Here is a 15,751-nt window from a genome sequence, read left to right on the forward strand (position 1 = left end):
CGCTCACTGGACTTCGAGCGGGCTCGAAAGCCCGCCCTGGCGTGCGCGACCTGCGCACCGATCTTCAATGTTAAGGCGTGAGGCCGCTCTCAGAGAGGGCGGCCTCACGCCGGGCGACTACTCGCCGGGAGTGCTCTTGACGATGGACATCAGGAACTCGGCGTTCGTCTGGGTCTTCTTCAGCCGGTCGATGAGCAGGTCGATGGCCTGCTGCGGCTCCAGCGAGGACAGGACCCGGCGGAGCTTCAGCATGACCGCCTGCTCCTCGGGGCTCATCATGAGCTCGTCCTTGCGGGTGCTCGACTGGTGGACGTCGATCGCCGGGTAGGTGCGCTTCTCGGCGATCTTCCGGTCCAGCTTGAGCTCGGTGTTGCCCGTGCTCTTGAACTCCTCGAAGATCACCATGTCGCCCATGGAGCCGGTCTCGACCAGCGCCGTGCCGATGATCGTCAGCGACCCGCCGTGCTCGATGTTCCGCGCCGCGCCCAGGAAGCGCTTCGGCGGGTACAGCGCGGTCGAGTCGATGCCGCCGGACAGGATGCGCCCGGAGGCCGGCGACGAGTTGTTGTACGCGCGGGCCAGACGGGTGATCGAGTCGAGCAGCACGACCACGTCGTGGCCGAGCTCCACGAGGCGCTTCGCGCGCTCGATGGCGAGCTCGGCGACCGTGGTGTGGTCCGACGGCGGGCGGTCGAAGGTCGAGGCGATGACCTCGCCCTTCACCGAGCGCTGCATGTCGGTGACCTCTTCGGGCCGCTCGTCCGCGAGGACCACCATGAGGTGGCACTCGGGGTTGTTCGTGGTGATCGCGTTGGCGACCGCCTGGAGCACCATCGTCTTGCCCGCCTTGGGCGGGGAGACGATGAGCGCGCGCTGGCCCTTGCCGATCGGCGCCACCAGGTCGATGACCCGGGTGGTGAGCGCGTTCGGCTCGGTCTCCAGGCGCAGGCGCTCCTGCGGGTACAGCGGCGTGAGCTTGTAGAACTCGTCACGCTTCGTGGCGTCCTGCGGGTTCATCCCGTTGACGGTGTCGAGGCGCACGAGCGGGTTGTACTTCTCGCGGCGCTGCTTGCCGTTGTTCTGGCCGCCGGGCTCCTCGGTGCGGGTGGGCTTGACCGCTCCGGTGATGGCGTCGCCGCGGCGCAGCCGGTGCTTGCGGACCTGCGACATCGAGACGTAGACGTCGTCGGGCCCGGCGAGGTAGCCGGTGGTGCGGATGAACGCGTAGTTGTCGAGGATGTCGAGGATGCCCGCGACGGGCACGAGCTGCTCGTCGTTCTGGACGCCGCTCCCGCCGCCGCTGCCGGCGCGCTCGTTCTCCTCGCGACCCCCGCCGCTGCGGCGGCGGTCGGAGCGGTCGCGGCGCTTGCGGCGCCGGCCGTCCCCCTCGCCCTGCTGGCGGTCGTCGTAGTCGTCGTCGCCGCCGCGGCGCTCCGCGCGGTTGTCGCCGCGGGAGTCGGACTGGTCCGCACGCTCGGCGCGGCCGTCCTGGCGGCCGTTGTTGTCACGGCCGTTCTCGCGGCCACGGCGGCGGCGCTGCGGGCGGTCCTCATCGGACTCGCCTGCGGAGCCGTGCGCCTCGGCGTCGGCGGTCTCGGCGGGACGCTCGGACTCGCCGCCCTCGCGGGACGCGAACTGGTCCTGGCGGCGACGCGGCTGCGGCGGGCCGGCCGGGCGGGTGGCCCGGCGGGCGGCCGTGCCGCCCTTGGCTTCAGCGCTTTCGGAGCCGTTGTCGCCGTGGTCGGCGTCGACATTGGTCGACGGCGCTTCGACGATCGGTGTGTGTTCAGAGTCAGGCACTGGCGGGGCCTCCCGTTCTGCGCTGGCACCGCCGGGCTGCGAGCCCGTGTCCTGCCGCTCCTGGATGGCGGCGATCAACTCGCTCTTGCGCATCCGGCCAACGCCGGTGATGCCGAGCGATTGCGCCATCTGCTGGAGCTCGGGCATCAGCATGGAGGCCAAACCGGTTCCTGCCCGGCGGCGCTTCTTGGCCTCGGGGAGTTCACCCGAAGCAGGCGCCGCATCGCTCATCCGGTCCGACGTCGTGCCGGTGGTGTCGCTCAATGGATTCCTTCCCTGGCGGAACTTCGAAGTGAATTCGAGGAGTTTCCGCGTCTTTCAAATAGCCGCAATGCCGATGTTCTGGTCCGCGTCCCGCCATCGCCCTGACCGCCTCGGGCCGGACGGCCGCGGCGGAGGCGAAGACGACGGTTGACGCCGGGTGCAACACCCCTGGGCTGTCCGCTGAGCAGACGGTCCTGGTCGTGGTGACAGCCTCTGGGCCTGTGATTGGACAGCTCGCGGAGAATGATCGTGCACGGTGAGACACGTGATGGCGACTTCCGCTGAATGCGATCCTCGCTTTTGCGATCCCCGGGCGCAAACCCGGTGCCACAAGCGGACAGCGACTGTTCCTTGGTCGAAACCGTGCCATGCCACGCTGGAGCTATGCAAAGTCACAAATCCATGGTTGAGGGTGATGACCCAAACAAGAGATCAGGCGTGCGCTGGATGCGCCGCAGCTGTTGTGACTACAAGCATAAGCAAGGCTTCGAGCAGTCACGACACCGGGTGGTCGTCTTACTGGAATGGTAGCGCACTCTTCCCATTGACAACAACGGACCCGAGGATCACTCGTTCGGGGAGGTCGCGACCTGGACGGCACCGGAGGCGACGTCCAGACGCGACGCCTCGAAGCCCGGAGGGGCTTCGGGGACGCCCGCGTCGTCGACGGCGAGGGCCAGGACGGTGGGTCCAGCGCCCGAGATCGCCGCGGCGACGCCGGCGGTGCGCAACCGTGTCAACAACGCCGTGCTCTCCGGCATTCCCTCGGCCCGATACGACTGGTGGAGGCGGTCGTCGGTGGCGTCGAAGAGCCGCGAGGGATGGTGCGCGACGGCCGCGACGAGCAGGGCCGAGCGCGACAGGTTGAAGACCGCGTCGGCGTGCGGGACCTTGGCCGGCAGCGCCGCCCGCGCGACCGCGGTCAGGCCGCGGTGCTCGGGCACGTACACCCACGGGTGCAGCCGGGGCGAGGGGTCGAGCCGGACCGCCCTCGCACCGTCCCCAGTGGAATAGGCGATGGTGAATCCGCCGAGCAGGCACGGCGCCACGTTGTCGGGATGGCCCTCGATCGCGTCGGCGAGCACGAGCTTCTCGCTGCGGGTCATGCCCGCGCCCGCGAGCGCGTCGGCCAGCATGATCCCGGCCACGATCGCCGCCGAGGAGGAGCCGAGGCCGCGCGCGTGCGGGATCGCGTTGCGGCACTTCAGGCGCAGGCCCGGCGGGGCGAGGTCGAGGTGCGCGAAGGTGCGCAGCATGGTGGCGGCCACGAGGTGGCGCTCGTCGTCGGGGACGGTGCCAGCGCCCTCGCCTTCGACCTCGACGGTGACGGCGGTGCCGCTGGTGGTCTCGGCGGTGACCTCGTCCCACAGGTCGAGGGCGAGGCCGAGCGAGTCGAAGCCGGGGCCGAGGTTCGCCGAGGTCGCCGGGACTCGCACGGTGGCGCGGGGCCCGCCCTCGGCGATGCTTGCGGAGCCGTAAATTGGCACAGGGAAGGCGCCCAAACTACAGCCCCAGCGCGGCGGCGGTCTTGGCGACGTCGACGGGGACCGTGGACGGCTGCGGCGCGGTGGAGACGGCCCAGTCGGGGTCCTTGAGGCCGTTGCCGGTCACGGTGCACACGATCGTCTGCCCCGGCTCGACCCATCCGGCCTCGGTCTGCTTGAGCAGGCCGGCGACGGACGCGGCGGAGGCGAGTTCGACGAAGACGCCTTCGGAGCGGGCCAGCAGCATGTAGGCGGCGTGGATCTCGCGGTCGGTGGCGGCGATGATCTTGCCGCCGGACTCCTTCTCCGCGTCCACGGCCTTGGTCCAGGACGCGGGGTTGCCGATGCGGATCGCGGTGGCGATGGTCTGCGGGTGCTCCACGACCTGGCCGTTGACGATCGGCGCGGCCCCGGCGGCCTGGACGCCGAGCATCCGGGGACGCTTGGTGGCGTTGCCGGCGGCGGCGTCCTCGCTGTAGCCCATCCAGTACGCGGAGATGTTGCCCGCGTTGCCGACCGGCAGCACGTGCAGGTCGGGGGCGTCGCCGAGGACCTGGACGATCTCGAACGCGGCGGTCTTCTGCCCCTGGAGGCGGACCGGGTTGATCGAGTTGACCAGGGCGACCGGGTAGTCCTGCGAGAGCTTGTCGGCGACCATGAGGCAGTCGTCGAAGTTGCCTTCGAGCTGGATGAGCTTGGCGCCGTGGACGAGTGCCTGGGCGAGCTTGCCGAGGGCGATCTTCCCGGCGGGGACGAGGACCGCGCAGGTGATGCCCGCGCGGGCGGCGTAGGCGGCGGCCGAGGCCGAGGTGTTGCCGGTCGAGGCGCAGATGACGGCCTTCGATCCGGCCTCGACGGCCTTGGAGACGGCGAGCGTCATGCCGCGGTCCTTGAAGGAGCCGGTGGGGTTGAGGCCCTCGACCTTGAGGTAGACGTCGCAGCCGGTGCGGGCGGAGAGCGTCGGTGCGGGCAGCAGCGGGGTGCCGCCCTCCTGGAGGGTCACGACGGGCGTGGCGTCGGTGACGGGCAGGCGGTCGCGGAACTCCTCGATGAGGCCGCGCCAGCCGGGGCGCATGGCAGAGGCAAGGGACATGGCGTTGTCCTACTCTCCTTCGACGCGCATGACGGAGGTGACCTGGTGCACCGACGTCAGCTGCGACAGTTCTTTCACGGTGTCCGACAACTGCTTGTCGGCGGCCGTGTGGGTGACCACCACGAGCTGGGCGTCGTCGCCGCGGCCCGACTGGTGGACGGTGGCGAGGCTGACGCCGTGGTGGGCGAAGGTGGCCGCCACGCGGGCGAGCACGCCGGGCTCGTCGACGACGTCGAGGCTGACGTGGTAGCGGGTGCGGGCCTCGTCGATGGGTTTCACCGGGAGGTCCTGGTAGGCGGCCTCGGGCGGGAAGGCGGTGATCCCACCGCGCTTGTTGCGCGCCACGGCCACGATATCGCCGAGCACGGCCGAGGCCGTCTCGGTGCCGCCGGCTCCCGCTCCGTAGAACATGAGGCGCCCGGCGGACTCTGCTTCGACGAACACCGCGTTGTAGGCGCCGTTGACGTTCGCGAGCGGGTGGGTGGCCGGGATCATCGCCGGGTGGACGCGCACGGACACGCCGTCGGCCTCCCGGGTGGCGATGCACAGCGGCTTGACGACGCGGCCCTCGGCTGCGGCCGAGGCGATGTCGGCGGCGCTGACGCCCTTGGTCCACTCGCCGGTGGAGGACTGCCCGGCCCGCAGGCCCGCGCGGTAGACCTGGTCGAGGTCGACCTGGGTGTGGAAGGCGAGCGAGGCGATGAGCGCGGCCTTCGCGGCGGCGTCGTAGTTGTCGACGTCGGCGCTCGGGTCGGCCTCGGCGTACCCCAGGGCGGTGGCCTCGGACAGGGCCTCCTCGAAGGAGGCGCCGGTCTGCGTCATCTGGCTGAGGATGTAGTTCGTGGTGCCGTTGACGATGCCGAGCACGCGGTTGATGGTGTCGCCGTGCAGGGACTCGCGCAGCGGGCGCATGAGCGGGATCGCGGCCGCAGCGGCGGCCTCGTAGTAGAGGTCGGCGCCGCCGGTCTTCGCGGCGGCGGCGAGCGCGGGCATGTCCTCGGCGAGGAGGGCCTTGTTCGCGGTCACGACCGACTTGCCGGCGCCGAGGGCGGTGGTGATCCAGGTGCGGGCGGGCTCGATGCCCCCGGCGACCTCCACGACGATGTCGACGTCCTCGCGCTTGACGAGGCCGAGCGCGTCGGTGGTGAACATCGCCTTGTCCACCGGCAGGTGCGAGCGGTCGCGGTCGAGGCGGCGCACGGCGATGCCGACGATCTCGATGGGCTCCCCTATGCGGGCCGCCAGCTCGTCCTCGCGCGTTCGCATGAGGCGCACGACTTCACTGCCGACGTTGCCGCATCCGAGTAGCGCGAGTTTCATCGCTGGTGTCCCTCTTCCGTGTGGGTGTGGCCGGTGTCGTCGATCAGCCCACGTCGAGGCGCAGCAGATCGTCGACGGTCTCGCGTGCCAGGATCACCCGGGCCTCGCCGCCGGAGACGGCGACGACGGGCGGGCGGGGCACGTGGTTGTAGTTCGAGCCCATGGAGCGGCAGTAGGCGCCGGTGCCGGGGACCGCGATCAGGTCTCCCGGCGCGACGTCCGCCGGGAGGAACTCATCTTTAACAACAATGTCGCCGGATTCGCAATGCTTTCCCACTACTCGGGCGAGTGCGGGCGCGGCGCCCGAGGCGCGGGAGGCGAGCGTCGCCGAGTAGGTGGCGTCGTAGAGCGCGGTCCGGATGTTGTCGCTGATGCCGCCGTCCACCGAGACGTACAGGCGCGACGCGCCCGCCGAGAGCGTGACGGGTTTGACCGTCCCGACCTCGTAGAGGGTGAACATCGACGGGCCCACGAGGCTGCGGCCGGGCTCGATCGACAGGCGCGGCACGTCGATCCCGGCGGCGGCGCACTCGTCGGCGACGATGCGGCGCAGCGACTCGGCGATGACGGCGGGCGTCTGCGGGTCGTCCTGGGTCGTGTAGGCCATGCCGAAGCCGCCGCCGAGGTCGAGCTCGGCCAGGCGGACCCCGAAGTCGGTCTGGAGCTTCGCCTGGAGGCGGGCGACGCGGGCCGCGGAGATCTCGAACGCGGCGGTGTCGAAGATCTGCGAGCCGATGTGCGAGTGCAGGCCCAGCAGCTCCAGGTGCGGCGCCTCGATGACGCGGCGGGCGGCCTCGTAGGCGACGTCGTCGGCGAGGGAGAAGCCGAACTTCTGGTCCTCGTGGGCGGTCGCGATGAACTCGTGGGTGTGGGCCTCGACGCCGACGTTGACGCGGACCATCACGTTCGGGCGCTTCCCGAGCTCCCTCGCGATCGCTTCGAGGCGCTCGATCTCCTGGAACGAGTCGGCGACGATCCGCCCGACGCCGATCTCCACGGCCTGGTGGAGTTCGGCGAGCGACTTGTTGTTGCCGTGCAGGCCCAGTCGGGCCGGGTCGAGCCCGGCGGCCAGCGCGACGGCGAGCTCCCCGGCGGTGCAGACGTCCACGAACAGGCCCTCTTCGGCGGCGGCGCGGAGCACGGCCTTGGAGCAGAAGGCCTTGGAGGCGTAGAAGACGTCGGCGCCGTCGAAGGCCTCGGTCCAGGCGCGGCAGCGGGCGCGGAAGTCGTCCTCGTCGAAGACGTACGCGGGGGTGCCGAACTCGGCGGCGAGCTTCTCGACCGAGAGGCCGCCGACGTGGACGGCGCCGGTGTCGGCGCGCTCGACGTTGGCCGACCACAGCTGCGGGAGCATCGCGTTGACGTCCTCGGGGACGCCGAGCCATGAGGGTCGCAGGGAGGCGAAGTCGCCGTGCAGGGCGCCGGCTTCGTGGGTGCGCATTACATCTGCTCCGGTGCGGTGACGCCGAGGAGGCCCAGGGCGTTGGCGAGGACGGTTCGGGTGGCGGCGACCAGCCACAGGCGGGCGAGGTTGACCGGAGTGGTCTCCTCGTCGGGGAAGGGCAGGACCCGGCAGTCGTGGTAGAAGCGGTGGTAGGCCGCGGCCAGCTCCTCGGCGTAGCGGGCGATGCGGTGGGGTTCGCGCAGCTCGGCGGCGGTGGCGACGACGGCTGGGAACTCCGCGAGCGCCTTGAGCAGGTCCGACTCGCGCGGGTGCGAGAGGAGGGCCGGGTCGTAGGAGTCGCCGGTCTCGACGCCCCTTTCGGCGCCGTTGCGGATGACCGAGGCGGTGCGGGCGTGCGCGTACTGCACGTAGTAGACCGGGTTCTCGTTCTTGTGCGAGGTGAGCAGGTTGACGTCGAGGTCGATCGGGGAGTCCGAGGAGTAGCGCGCCAGCGTGTAGCGGGCGGCGTCGACGCCGACGGCCTCCACGATGTCGTTGAGGGTGATCACGGTGCCGGCCCGCTTGGACATCCGGACGGGCTTGCCGTCGCGCACGAGGTTCACCAGCTGGCCGATGAGGATCTCCATGGTGCCCGGCTCGTCGCCGAAGGCGCGGCTCATGGCCTGCATGCGGCCGACGTAGCCGTGGTGGTCGGCGCCGAGCATGAACACGAGCTTGTCGAAGCCGCGCTCGCGCTTGTCGAGGTAGTAGGCGCAGTCGGCGGCGAAGTAGGTCCATTCGCCGTTGGACTTCTTGAGCGCGCGGTCCTTGTCGTCGCCGAAGGTGGTGGTGCGCAGGAAGACCGCGCCCTCGGACTCGTAGATGTGGCCGAGCGCGGTCAGGCGCGCCACGGCGGCGTCGAGCTCGCCCTTGTCGTGGAGTTCCTTCTCGTTGAAGTACACGTCGAAGTGCGTGCCGAAGGAGTCGAGATCGGCTTTGATCTCGTCGAACATGAGCTGGACGCCGACCTGCCGGAACTCCTCCTGGGGGTCCTCGGCGTCGAGGATGGCGGGGCGGCGCGCGACGACCTCGGCGGCGATCTCGTCGATGTAGGGGCCGCCGTAGCCGTTCTCGGGGGTGGGCTCGCCCTTGGCGCTGGCGAGGAGGGAGGCGGTGAAGTTGTCGATCTGGGAGCCGGCGTCGTTGAAGTAGTACTCGGAGGTGACCTTCGCGCCGGAGGCGCGCAGGATGCGCGCGAGGGCGTCGCCGACGGCGGCCCAGCGGGTGCCGCCGACGTGGACGGGACCGGTGGGGTTCGCGGAGACGAATTCGAGGTTGACCTCGTGGCCGCTCATGGAGCCGTTGTCGCCGTAGGCGGGTCCGGCGGCGACGATCTTCCCGGCGATCTCGCCCGCGGCGGCGGCGTCGAGGGTGATGTTGAGGAAGCCGGGCCCGGCGATGTCGACCTTGGCGACGCCGTCGGTGCTCGTGAGGTGCTCGGCGATCCGCTCGGCGAGGGCGCGGGGGTTCGTGCCGGCCTTCTTCGCGGTCTGGAGCGCGATGTTGGAGGCGTAGTCGCCGTGCGAGGGGTCCCTGGGTCGCTCCACCGCCGTCGCGGCGGGCAGTACGGCGGTGTCGAGGCCGAGGGCCTCGAAGGCGTCGCGCGTAGCGGACAGCACTTTCTCTGCGAGCGTCTCAGGAGTCACCCGGTAATGGTAGACGCCCCGCTCGGGGCCGTGCGACGGAGAAAGGTCGTTGTGGCGGGTCGCGCCGGTGCGTGCGCCGGGGCGGCGGGCCCGGTCGGTAGGTTGAGGGGCAACCGAGAAGGAAGGCCCGACCATGCGCCCGCTCCGCCACCGCTGGACCGCGCTCGCCGCGACCCTCGCCCTGGCCGCCCTCGGCGGCTGCACCTCCGACGTCCTCGGCGGCGACGGGTACGCCGCGAACGACCCGGTCTCGGCGGGGCCGGCGGACCTGTCGGGTGTGGAGAGCTTCTACGGCGAGTACGGCGACTTCGCGACGCTCATGACCGTGATGCAGGGCGGCGAGGTGACGGCCGAGGAGCTGGAGCACCCGTGGGTGGCCCAGCAGGAGCACGTGGACATCGCCGCGGACTGGGACGGGACGCCGCCGGAGTACGAGCTCAAGCCCCCGGCCGGCGGGAATCACCTGAGCGCGTGGCAGACGTGCACGGGCTCGGTGTACGACGCGCCGATCGTCGACGGCAACGCGGTCCACTCGATGGAGCACGGCGCGGTGTGGCTGACCTACGACCCCGAGCTGCTGGACCAGGCCGCTGTGGACGCGCTGGCGCTGCTCATCCAGGGCCGCGACTACTCCCTCATGAGCCCCTACCCGGGCCAGGGCGTGGCGATCTCGCTCCAGTCCTGGGGGAACCGGTACCAGACCGACGACCCGGCCGATCCGGTGATCGAGGGGTACCTGGACGGATTCGTCCTCAACCAGCGGTTCAATCCGGAGCTGAACGCGACCTGCTCGGGCGGGCTGTCGACCGACGCGAACGACCTGTGACGACGCATCACGGGTCCCTGCCTCCCGGCCGGGGCCCGAAAACGCCCTCGACCTGCCGTATTCGGCGGGCGGTCGGAGGGTGCGCGCGGCGCCCTGCAAGGTAAGGTGGCCTTCGCGAGCGGTATTCACACCGGGCCCTCCCCGGCGCCGCTCCGGCTCCAACCGACGTCGACGAATAAGGCACGCCCCGCGAAATGGCATCAAAGAAGCAAACCGCCTCAAAGAGCGCCGCTAAAGGCGCCGTCAAGAGCGCCGAGAAGCCCAAGTCGTCCCAGGCCGCCCGCAAGGGCCGCGCCGTCCAGGTCAAGCAGCCGAAGCCGTGGGGTCTCATCCTCACGTTCTCGGCCGTCGGCGTCGTCGCGCTCGGCCTGATCGGGGCCGCGGTGTTCGTCGTCTGGGACCGCAGCCAGCCACCGGAGGGGGTCACCACCTTCTACGGCGAGTACGCCAACTACTCCGAGGTCCGCGACGCCCTCGCCGACGGCGAGATCACCGAGGACGACCTCGAATACCCGTGGGTCATGCAGCAGACCCACGTCGACAACGACGACCCCGCGGCCGTCCCCACGTACGAGATCGCCCCGCCCGCCGGCGGCGACCACCTCGGCGCGTGGCAGACGTGCACCGGCTCGGTCTACGCCGCGGCGATCGCCGACGGCAACGCCGTCCACTCCCTCGAACACGGCGCCGTGTGGCTGACCTACGACCCGGCACTGGTCGACGGCGACGGCATCGACCAGCTGGCCGCCAAGATCGAGGGCCGCGACTACTCCCTCATGAGCCCCTACGCGGACCAGGGCGTGGCCGTCTCCATGCAGGCCTGGGGCGTCCAGTACCAGACCGACGACCTGAACGACCCGCTCATCGACGAGTTCCTGGACTTCTACATCCAGAACGCCGACAACTCCGCCGAGGCGAACGCGACCTGCACCGGCGGCGTGGCGACCACGGCCGCCGACCAGGCTCCGACCGGCTGACGCGGGCGAACCTTTCGGGCCCACGCTCGTTAGGCATACGGGAGGCGCGGGCGCTTCGGGGAGCGCCCGCCGAGGAAGGAACGACGAATGAGCTTGTGGCGCCGTCCGGCCGTGCTGGTCGCGGTCACCGCCGTGCTGATGCTGACCGCGGGCGTCGCGGTCGGCTGGGTCGCGGCCACCGCCGCCCCCGGCGAGGACTCTCCCGAGGCCGGTTTCGCCCGGGACATGCAGACGCACCACCAGCAGGCCGTCGACATGGCGATGTACGAGTGGCAGAACGGCGGCGACGAGACCCTCAAGCTCGTCGCCTACGACATCGCGACCTCGCAGAGCGCCGAGATCGGGATGTACCGCTCGTGGCTGCGCGAGTGGGACGTCAGGCTCTCCAGCGGCGACTCGATGGCCTGGGCCGGCGAGGAGCACGCCCACGACGGCGACGCCCCCGGCGAGATGCCCGGCATGGCGACCGACGAGGAGCTCGCCGAGTTCAAGACCCTCACCGGCACCGAGGCCGACCTCATGTTCATCGACCTGATGATCGCCCACCACATCGGCGGCGTCGACATGGCGAAGATCGTCCTCGACCTCACCGACGACGAGCGGGTCGTGGACGCGGCCCAGCGCACCGTCAACGTGCAGCAGGCCGAGATCGAGAGCCTCGAAGTCCACCTCGACCGGATCCTGTCCACCGTCGAGGAGTAGGGAGCCCGCGTGAGCGACAACTGGGGCCCGAGCTACGGCGACCCGACCCACCCGACCACCGGGGAACTCCCCCGCGTCGGCGACGGCCGGGGCACCGACGAGCTGCGCACCGTCCAAGTCGACACCGTCCCCGAAGCTCCCCCGCAGCGCCCTTCCCGGCACCGCTACAGCTGGGAGACCTCCGCCCCCCGCGAGTCGAGCCACGCAGACCCGAGCGGCTCCTGGTCGATGCAGCGCGAACCCGACCACGCCGAACCCGGCAACGCCTGGTCCGCCCCCCGCGAATCGAACCGGCCCGAGTCCGGCCACGCCGAACCGGGCAATCCCTGGTCGGCCCCCCGCGAGCCGAACGGCTCCTGGTCCGTGCCGCGCGTGGGCCGCGAAGGCGCCTCCTTCACCGGCCCGCAGCCGCAGGTCCGCTCCGACGACACCACCCAGTTCGCCCGCGTCGGCGACGGCCTCCGCGGCTCGGTCGGACCGGTCACCGTCCAGGTCGACCACGTCCGCCTCAACGGCGGCACCTCAGGCGACACCCAACTCCTCCCGACCGCCTCCTTCATGCGGCCCTCCCCCGAGCCGATCCCCGAAGCCGTCGAATCCCCCCAACCTGAACCCGGCACCGGCTCCATGCCCGCCATGCGCCACCAGATCGGCCCCGACTGGACCCAAACCCCCCTCCGCCTCCTCGCCGCCGCCGCAGTGGCCACAGCAGTCCTCGGAGCCTCCGCCGCCACCCTCATCTCCATAGGCAACTGGATCAACCCCTGACAACGAAGAAGGGGCCCGACCGCAAAGCGGTCGGGCCCTCTCAATGTCTTTGACCTTCCGGGGTCTCCAAATACTCCTGCCACGTCACGGACACGCGGCCGACGCTCTCAGTCGAACAGGTCCTCTGCCCGAGCCGCACTGAAAGCGCTGTTGAACCAGCGCTTCAACTGCTCAGGCTCGGCACATGCCAAGATCCGCTCCCGCGAGTCCTCGGACACCTCGATGCCGCGGAGCTGGAACATGTCGAGCACCGCCTCGGCCCTGCCCCGAGCCTCGCCTTTGAGTTCGAGCTGACCTGCCGGGGTCTCCAGGTACTCCTGGTACGTCATGCTCATGTAGCCCTCCAGAATGTCGCATGCTGCATTCGAAAGAAGTTGCCATGCCAGACCAGCATACTTCTTGCGATCGGGGTCTGATAGTTCGTTGAGCCGCCGGCCGAGGTCATGGGCGACGGCCTCGGTCTGCGGTCCCTTGCCGTAGGTCGCCGCCACCAGGATCAGCAGTTCGACGGCCTCCCTGGTGTCATGTCCGTCTATGAGCCGCACCAGGTCTCCCGGTCCGATCACGTCCGGCCGCAGGATGAACTCCGGAGGGCCGATCCGAATCGGCTTCCTCGCCCAGGTCGCGGTCACCTCGTCCGTGCAGACGACCAGTAGCCGCACCTGGCACCTGAGGCGGGCCCGCAGGATCGTCAGGTACATCGGCCAGCTGAACCACTTGTCGGCATCGTCGCTGCGCTGGATCTCGGTGATGATCGCGTGCACCGCGTTCCCGAACCGGTCCCTGAACACGGCGACGTTGTCACAGTTCAGTTCCAGCGGATCGCAGTTCGTCAACGCCTCCGATTCGGATTCCGCGGCGGCATACGGTGGAAGCGTCGCCCCGACCGTCTTGACGAGCAATTCCGCCGCCAGTTCGGGGCGGTCCTGGAACAGGCGGATGGGGACCTCATGCGAATGGGTGACCATGTCGTGAAACGTTATTGGACCTCAACGCATGTTTCACGTTGCGACGCGCCAACACCAGAGTGTTCCATCGTGGCGACTGTCACCCTGGCGGACAACGGGAGCCGTTCGGTCACGGCGTTGCGCCGGGGTTCAATCGAATTCGGGGTGGCCCAGGCGCAGGAGCTCCTTTCGGCTCGAAGACGAGAGGGCCCGGCCGCTTCGCGGCCGGGCCCCTTTTTCGTTGTGGGCGTTAGACGATGATGCCCGCGCCGACGGTTCGGTTGTCGGATTCGTCGATGATGATGAAGCCTCCGGTGGCGCGGTTGCGGCGGTAGTCGTCGCAGAGGAGGGGTTTGGTGGTGCGGAGGGTGATGCGGCCGATCTCGTTGAGGCCGAGTTCGGTGGCGGTCTCGTCGCGGTGGAGGGTGTTGACGTCGAGCTGGTACTGGACGTCCTTGACGATGGCGCGGACGTCGGCGGTGGTGTGCTTGAGGGCGTACTTGCCGCGCAGGCGCAGGGGCCGGGCCTCGTCCATCCAGCAGACCATGGCCTCGATGTCCTGGGAGACGCGGGCCTGATTGCCGGGGCGGCACAGCATGTCGCCGCGGGAGACGTCGAGCTCGTCCTCGAGGCGGACGGTCACGCTCAAGGGCGGGAAGGCCTCTTCGAGCGGGCCGTCGGCGGTCTCGATCGAGGCGATCTTGGAGGTGAACCCGCTGGGCAGGACCATGACCTCGTCGCCGGGCTTCATGACGCCGGAGGCGACCTGGCCGGCGTAGCCGCGGTAGTCGTGGTGGTCGCCGGAGTGCGGGCGGATCACGTGCTGGACGGGGAAGCGGACGTCCACGAGGTTGCGGTCCGAGGCGATGTGGACCTTCTCCAAGTGGTGGAGGAGGCTCGGCCCCTGGTACCACGGCATGTGCTCGGAGCGGTTGACGACGTTGTCGCCCTTGAGCGCCGAGATCGGGACGACGGTCAGGTCGGGCACTTCGAGCTTGGTGGCGAAGGCCTTGAACTCGTTCTCGATCCGCTTGAAGACGACCTCGTCGTAGTCGACGAGGTCCATCTTGTTGACGCACAGGACCATGTGCGGCACGCGAAGGAGCGAGCACAGGAACGCGTGGCGCCGGGACTGCTCGACGAGGCCCTTGCGGGCGTCGACGAGGATGAGCGCGAGGTCGGCGGTCGAGGCGCCGGTGACCATGTTGCGCGTGTACTGGATGTGCCCGGGCGTGTCGGCGATGATGAACTTGCGCTCGGGCGTGGAGAAGTACCGGTACGCGACGTCGATCGTGATGCCCTGCTCGCGTTCGGAGCGGAGGCCGTCGGTGAGCAGCGCGAGGTCGGTGTACTCGTCGCCGCGGCCCGCGGAGACGGCCTCGACGGCGTCCCACTGGTCGTCGAAGAGCGCCTTGGAGTCGTAGAGCAGCCGTCCGATGAGGGTCGACTTGCCGTCGTCCACCGAACCGGCCGTGGCGAAGCGCAGCAGCTCGTGCGTGTCCTCGCGCGAGGTCAGCGTGTCCGTCATCAGAAGTAGCCTTCCCGTTTCCGGTCTTCCATGGCGGCCTCGGAGGTCTTGTCGTCCCCCCGGGTCGCGCCGCGCTCGGTGATGCGGGTGGCCGCGACCTCGGCGATGATCTCGTCGATGGTCGAGGCCTCGGAGCGCACCCCGGCGGTCAGGTTCGCGTCGCCCACGGTGCGGTAGCGGACGGTCTCCTTGAAGACCCGCTCGCCCTCGCGCACCTTGATGAACTCGTTGACGGCGTAGAGCATCCCGCCGCGGTCCACGACCTCGCGCTCGGCGGCGAAGTAGACCTCGGGCAGCGGGATCGACTCGGAGCCGATGTAGCGCCACACGTCGAGCTCGGTCCAGTTCGACAGCGGGAACACGCGGATCTGCTCGCCCGGGTGCACCCGGCCGTTGTACAGGTTCCACAGCTCGGGCCGCTGGTTCTTGGGGTCCCACTGGCCGAAGTCGTCGCGGAAGGAGAACACGCGCTCCTTGGCGCGGGCCTTCTCCTCGTCGCGGCGGGCGCCGCCGAAGAGCGCGTCGAACTGGTACTTCTCGGCCGCCTCCAGGAGCACGGGAGTCTGGATGCGGTTGCGGGTGCCGTCCGGCGGCTCGGTGACCATGCCGCGGTCGATGGCGTCCTGGACGGAGGCGACGATGAGCTGCACGCCGGTCTCGGCGACCCGGCGGTCGCGGTAGTCGATGACCTCGGCGAAGTTCTGGCCGGTGTCGACGTGCATGACCGGGAACGGGATCGGTGCGGGCGCGAAGGCCTTCTGCGCCAGGTGCAGCATGACGATCGAGTCCTTGCCCCCGGAGAAGAGCATCACGGGGCGCTGACAGGTGGCCGCGACCTCACGGAAGATGAAGATCGCCTCGGCCTCAAGCGCGGCGATGTGGCTGATGCGGTAGTCGCTCACCGGCGCAGTGCTCCTCTCAGCTGCCCCTCGCGGGGTGCGGTTGGTGTTCG

General features: G+C 70.0%; 13 protein-coding genes. 4 read left to right on the forward strand and 9 right to left on the reverse strand.

Going from position 1 to position 15,751, the window contains the following annotated elements:
• Positions 1-117 precede the first annotated feature (117 nt).
• The 6 genes from rho to argS all read right to left on the reverse strand — a co-directional run bounded on the left by rho (position 118) and on the right by argS (position 9,051).
• Entirely contained in the window at positions 118-2,064 is a 1,947-nt protein-coding gene (rho, locus tag E9998_RS11095; RefSeq protein WP_136529768.1) for a transcription termination factor Rho, read from the reverse strand.
• Positions 2,065-2,630: 566 nt separating this feature from the next.
• Positions 2,631-3,551, reverse strand: coding sequence for a homoserine kinase (gene thrB / locus E9998_RS11100; protein WP_240037568.1), 921 nt, complete (start codon positions 3,549-3,551; stop codon positions 2,631-2,633).
• A gap of 16 nt (positions 3,552-3,567) precedes the next feature.
• Positions 3,568-4,623 carry a threonine synthase gene (gene thrC, locus E9998_RS11105; protein ID WP_136529882.1) on the reverse strand — a complete coding sequence of 352 codons (1,056 nt, stop codon included), beginning with the start codon at positions 4,621-4,623 and terminating at the stop codon, positions 3,568-3,570.
• Between the two features lie 27 nt (positions 4,624-4,650).
• Positions 4,651-5,961: a homoserine dehydrogenase gene (locus tag E9998_RS11110; protein ID WP_136529769.1), complete on the reverse strand. Its 1,311-nt coding sequence runs from the start codon at positions 5,959-5,961 to the stop codon at positions 4,651-4,653.
• Between the two features lie 43 nt (positions 5,962-6,004).
• Complete coding sequence (lysA, locus tag E9998_RS11115; RefSeq protein WP_136529770.1) at positions 6,005-7,402, reverse strand: diaminopimelate decarboxylase; 1,398 nt, start codon at positions 7,400-7,402, stop codon at positions 6,005-6,007.
• Entirely contained in the window at positions 7,402-9,051 is a 1,650-nt protein-coding gene (gene argS, locus E9998_RS11120) for an arginine--tRNA ligase (protein ID WP_136529771.1), read from the reverse strand. Before argS ends, lysA begins: the two co-directional genes overlap by 1 nt.
• A 133-nt stretch (positions 9,052-9,184) precedes the next feature.
• On the opposite strand from argS, the gene E9998_RS11125 reads away from it, so the two are divergent.
• From E9998_RS11125 to E9998_RS11140, 4 genes are all read left to right on the forward strand, one after another.
• The gene (locus E9998_RS11125; protein WP_240037570.1) at positions 9,185-9,877 is read left to right on the forward strand and encodes a DUF3105 domain-containing protein; all 693 of its coding nucleotides are present in this window, start codon (positions 9,185-9,187) and stop codon (positions 9,875-9,877) included.
• Between the two features lie 194 nt (positions 9,878-10,071).
• Entirely contained in the window at positions 10,072-10,854 is a 783-nt protein-coding gene (locus tag E9998_RS11130; RefSeq protein WP_136529772.1) for a DUF3105 domain-containing protein, read from the forward strand.
• Positions 10,855-10,941: 87 nt separating this feature from the next.
• Positions 10,942-11,556, forward strand: a complete 615-nt coding sequence (locus E9998_RS11135; protein WP_136529773.1) for a DUF305 domain-containing protein — start codon at positions 10,942-10,944, stop codon at positions 11,554-11,556.
• Positions 11,557-11,565: 9 nt separating this feature from the next.
• Positions 11,566-12,324 carry a chromosomal replication initiator protein DnaA gene (locus E9998_RS11140; protein ID WP_136529774.1) on the forward strand — a complete coding sequence of 253 codons (759 nt, stop codon included), beginning with the start codon at positions 11,566-11,568 and terminating at the stop codon, positions 12,322-12,324.
• Positions 12,325-12,431: 107 nt separating this feature from the next.
• On the opposite strand, the gene E9998_RS11145 is transcribed toward E9998_RS11140, so the two are convergent.
• The 3 genes from E9998_RS11145 to cysD form a co-directional block, all read right to left on the reverse strand.
• Complete coding sequence (locus tag E9998_RS11145) at positions 12,432-13,292, reverse strand: hypothetical protein (protein WP_136529775.1); 861 nt, start codon at positions 13,290-13,292, stop codon at positions 12,432-12,434.
• A gap of 229 nt (positions 13,293-13,521) precedes the next feature.
• Positions 13,522-14,799 carry a sulfate adenylyltransferase subunit 1 gene (locus tag E9998_RS11150; protein ID WP_136529776.1) on the reverse strand — a complete coding sequence of 426 codons (1,278 nt, stop codon included), beginning with the start codon at positions 14,797-14,799 and terminating at the stop codon, positions 13,522-13,524.
• Complete coding sequence (gene cysD / locus E9998_RS11155; RefSeq protein ID WP_136529777.1) at positions 14,799-15,701, reverse strand: sulfate adenylyltransferase subunit CysD; 903 nt, start codon at positions 15,699-15,701, stop codon at positions 14,799-14,801. The genes E9998_RS11150 and cysD overlap by 1 nt, the downstream gene beginning before the upstream one ends.
• Positions 15,702-15,751: the final 50 nt, after the last annotated feature.

It is taken from the genome of Glycomyces paridis (assembly GCF_004912155.1).
Classification (GTDB): domain Bacteria; phylum Actinomycetota; class Actinomycetes; order Mycobacteriales; family Micromonosporaceae; genus Glycomyces; species Glycomyces paridis.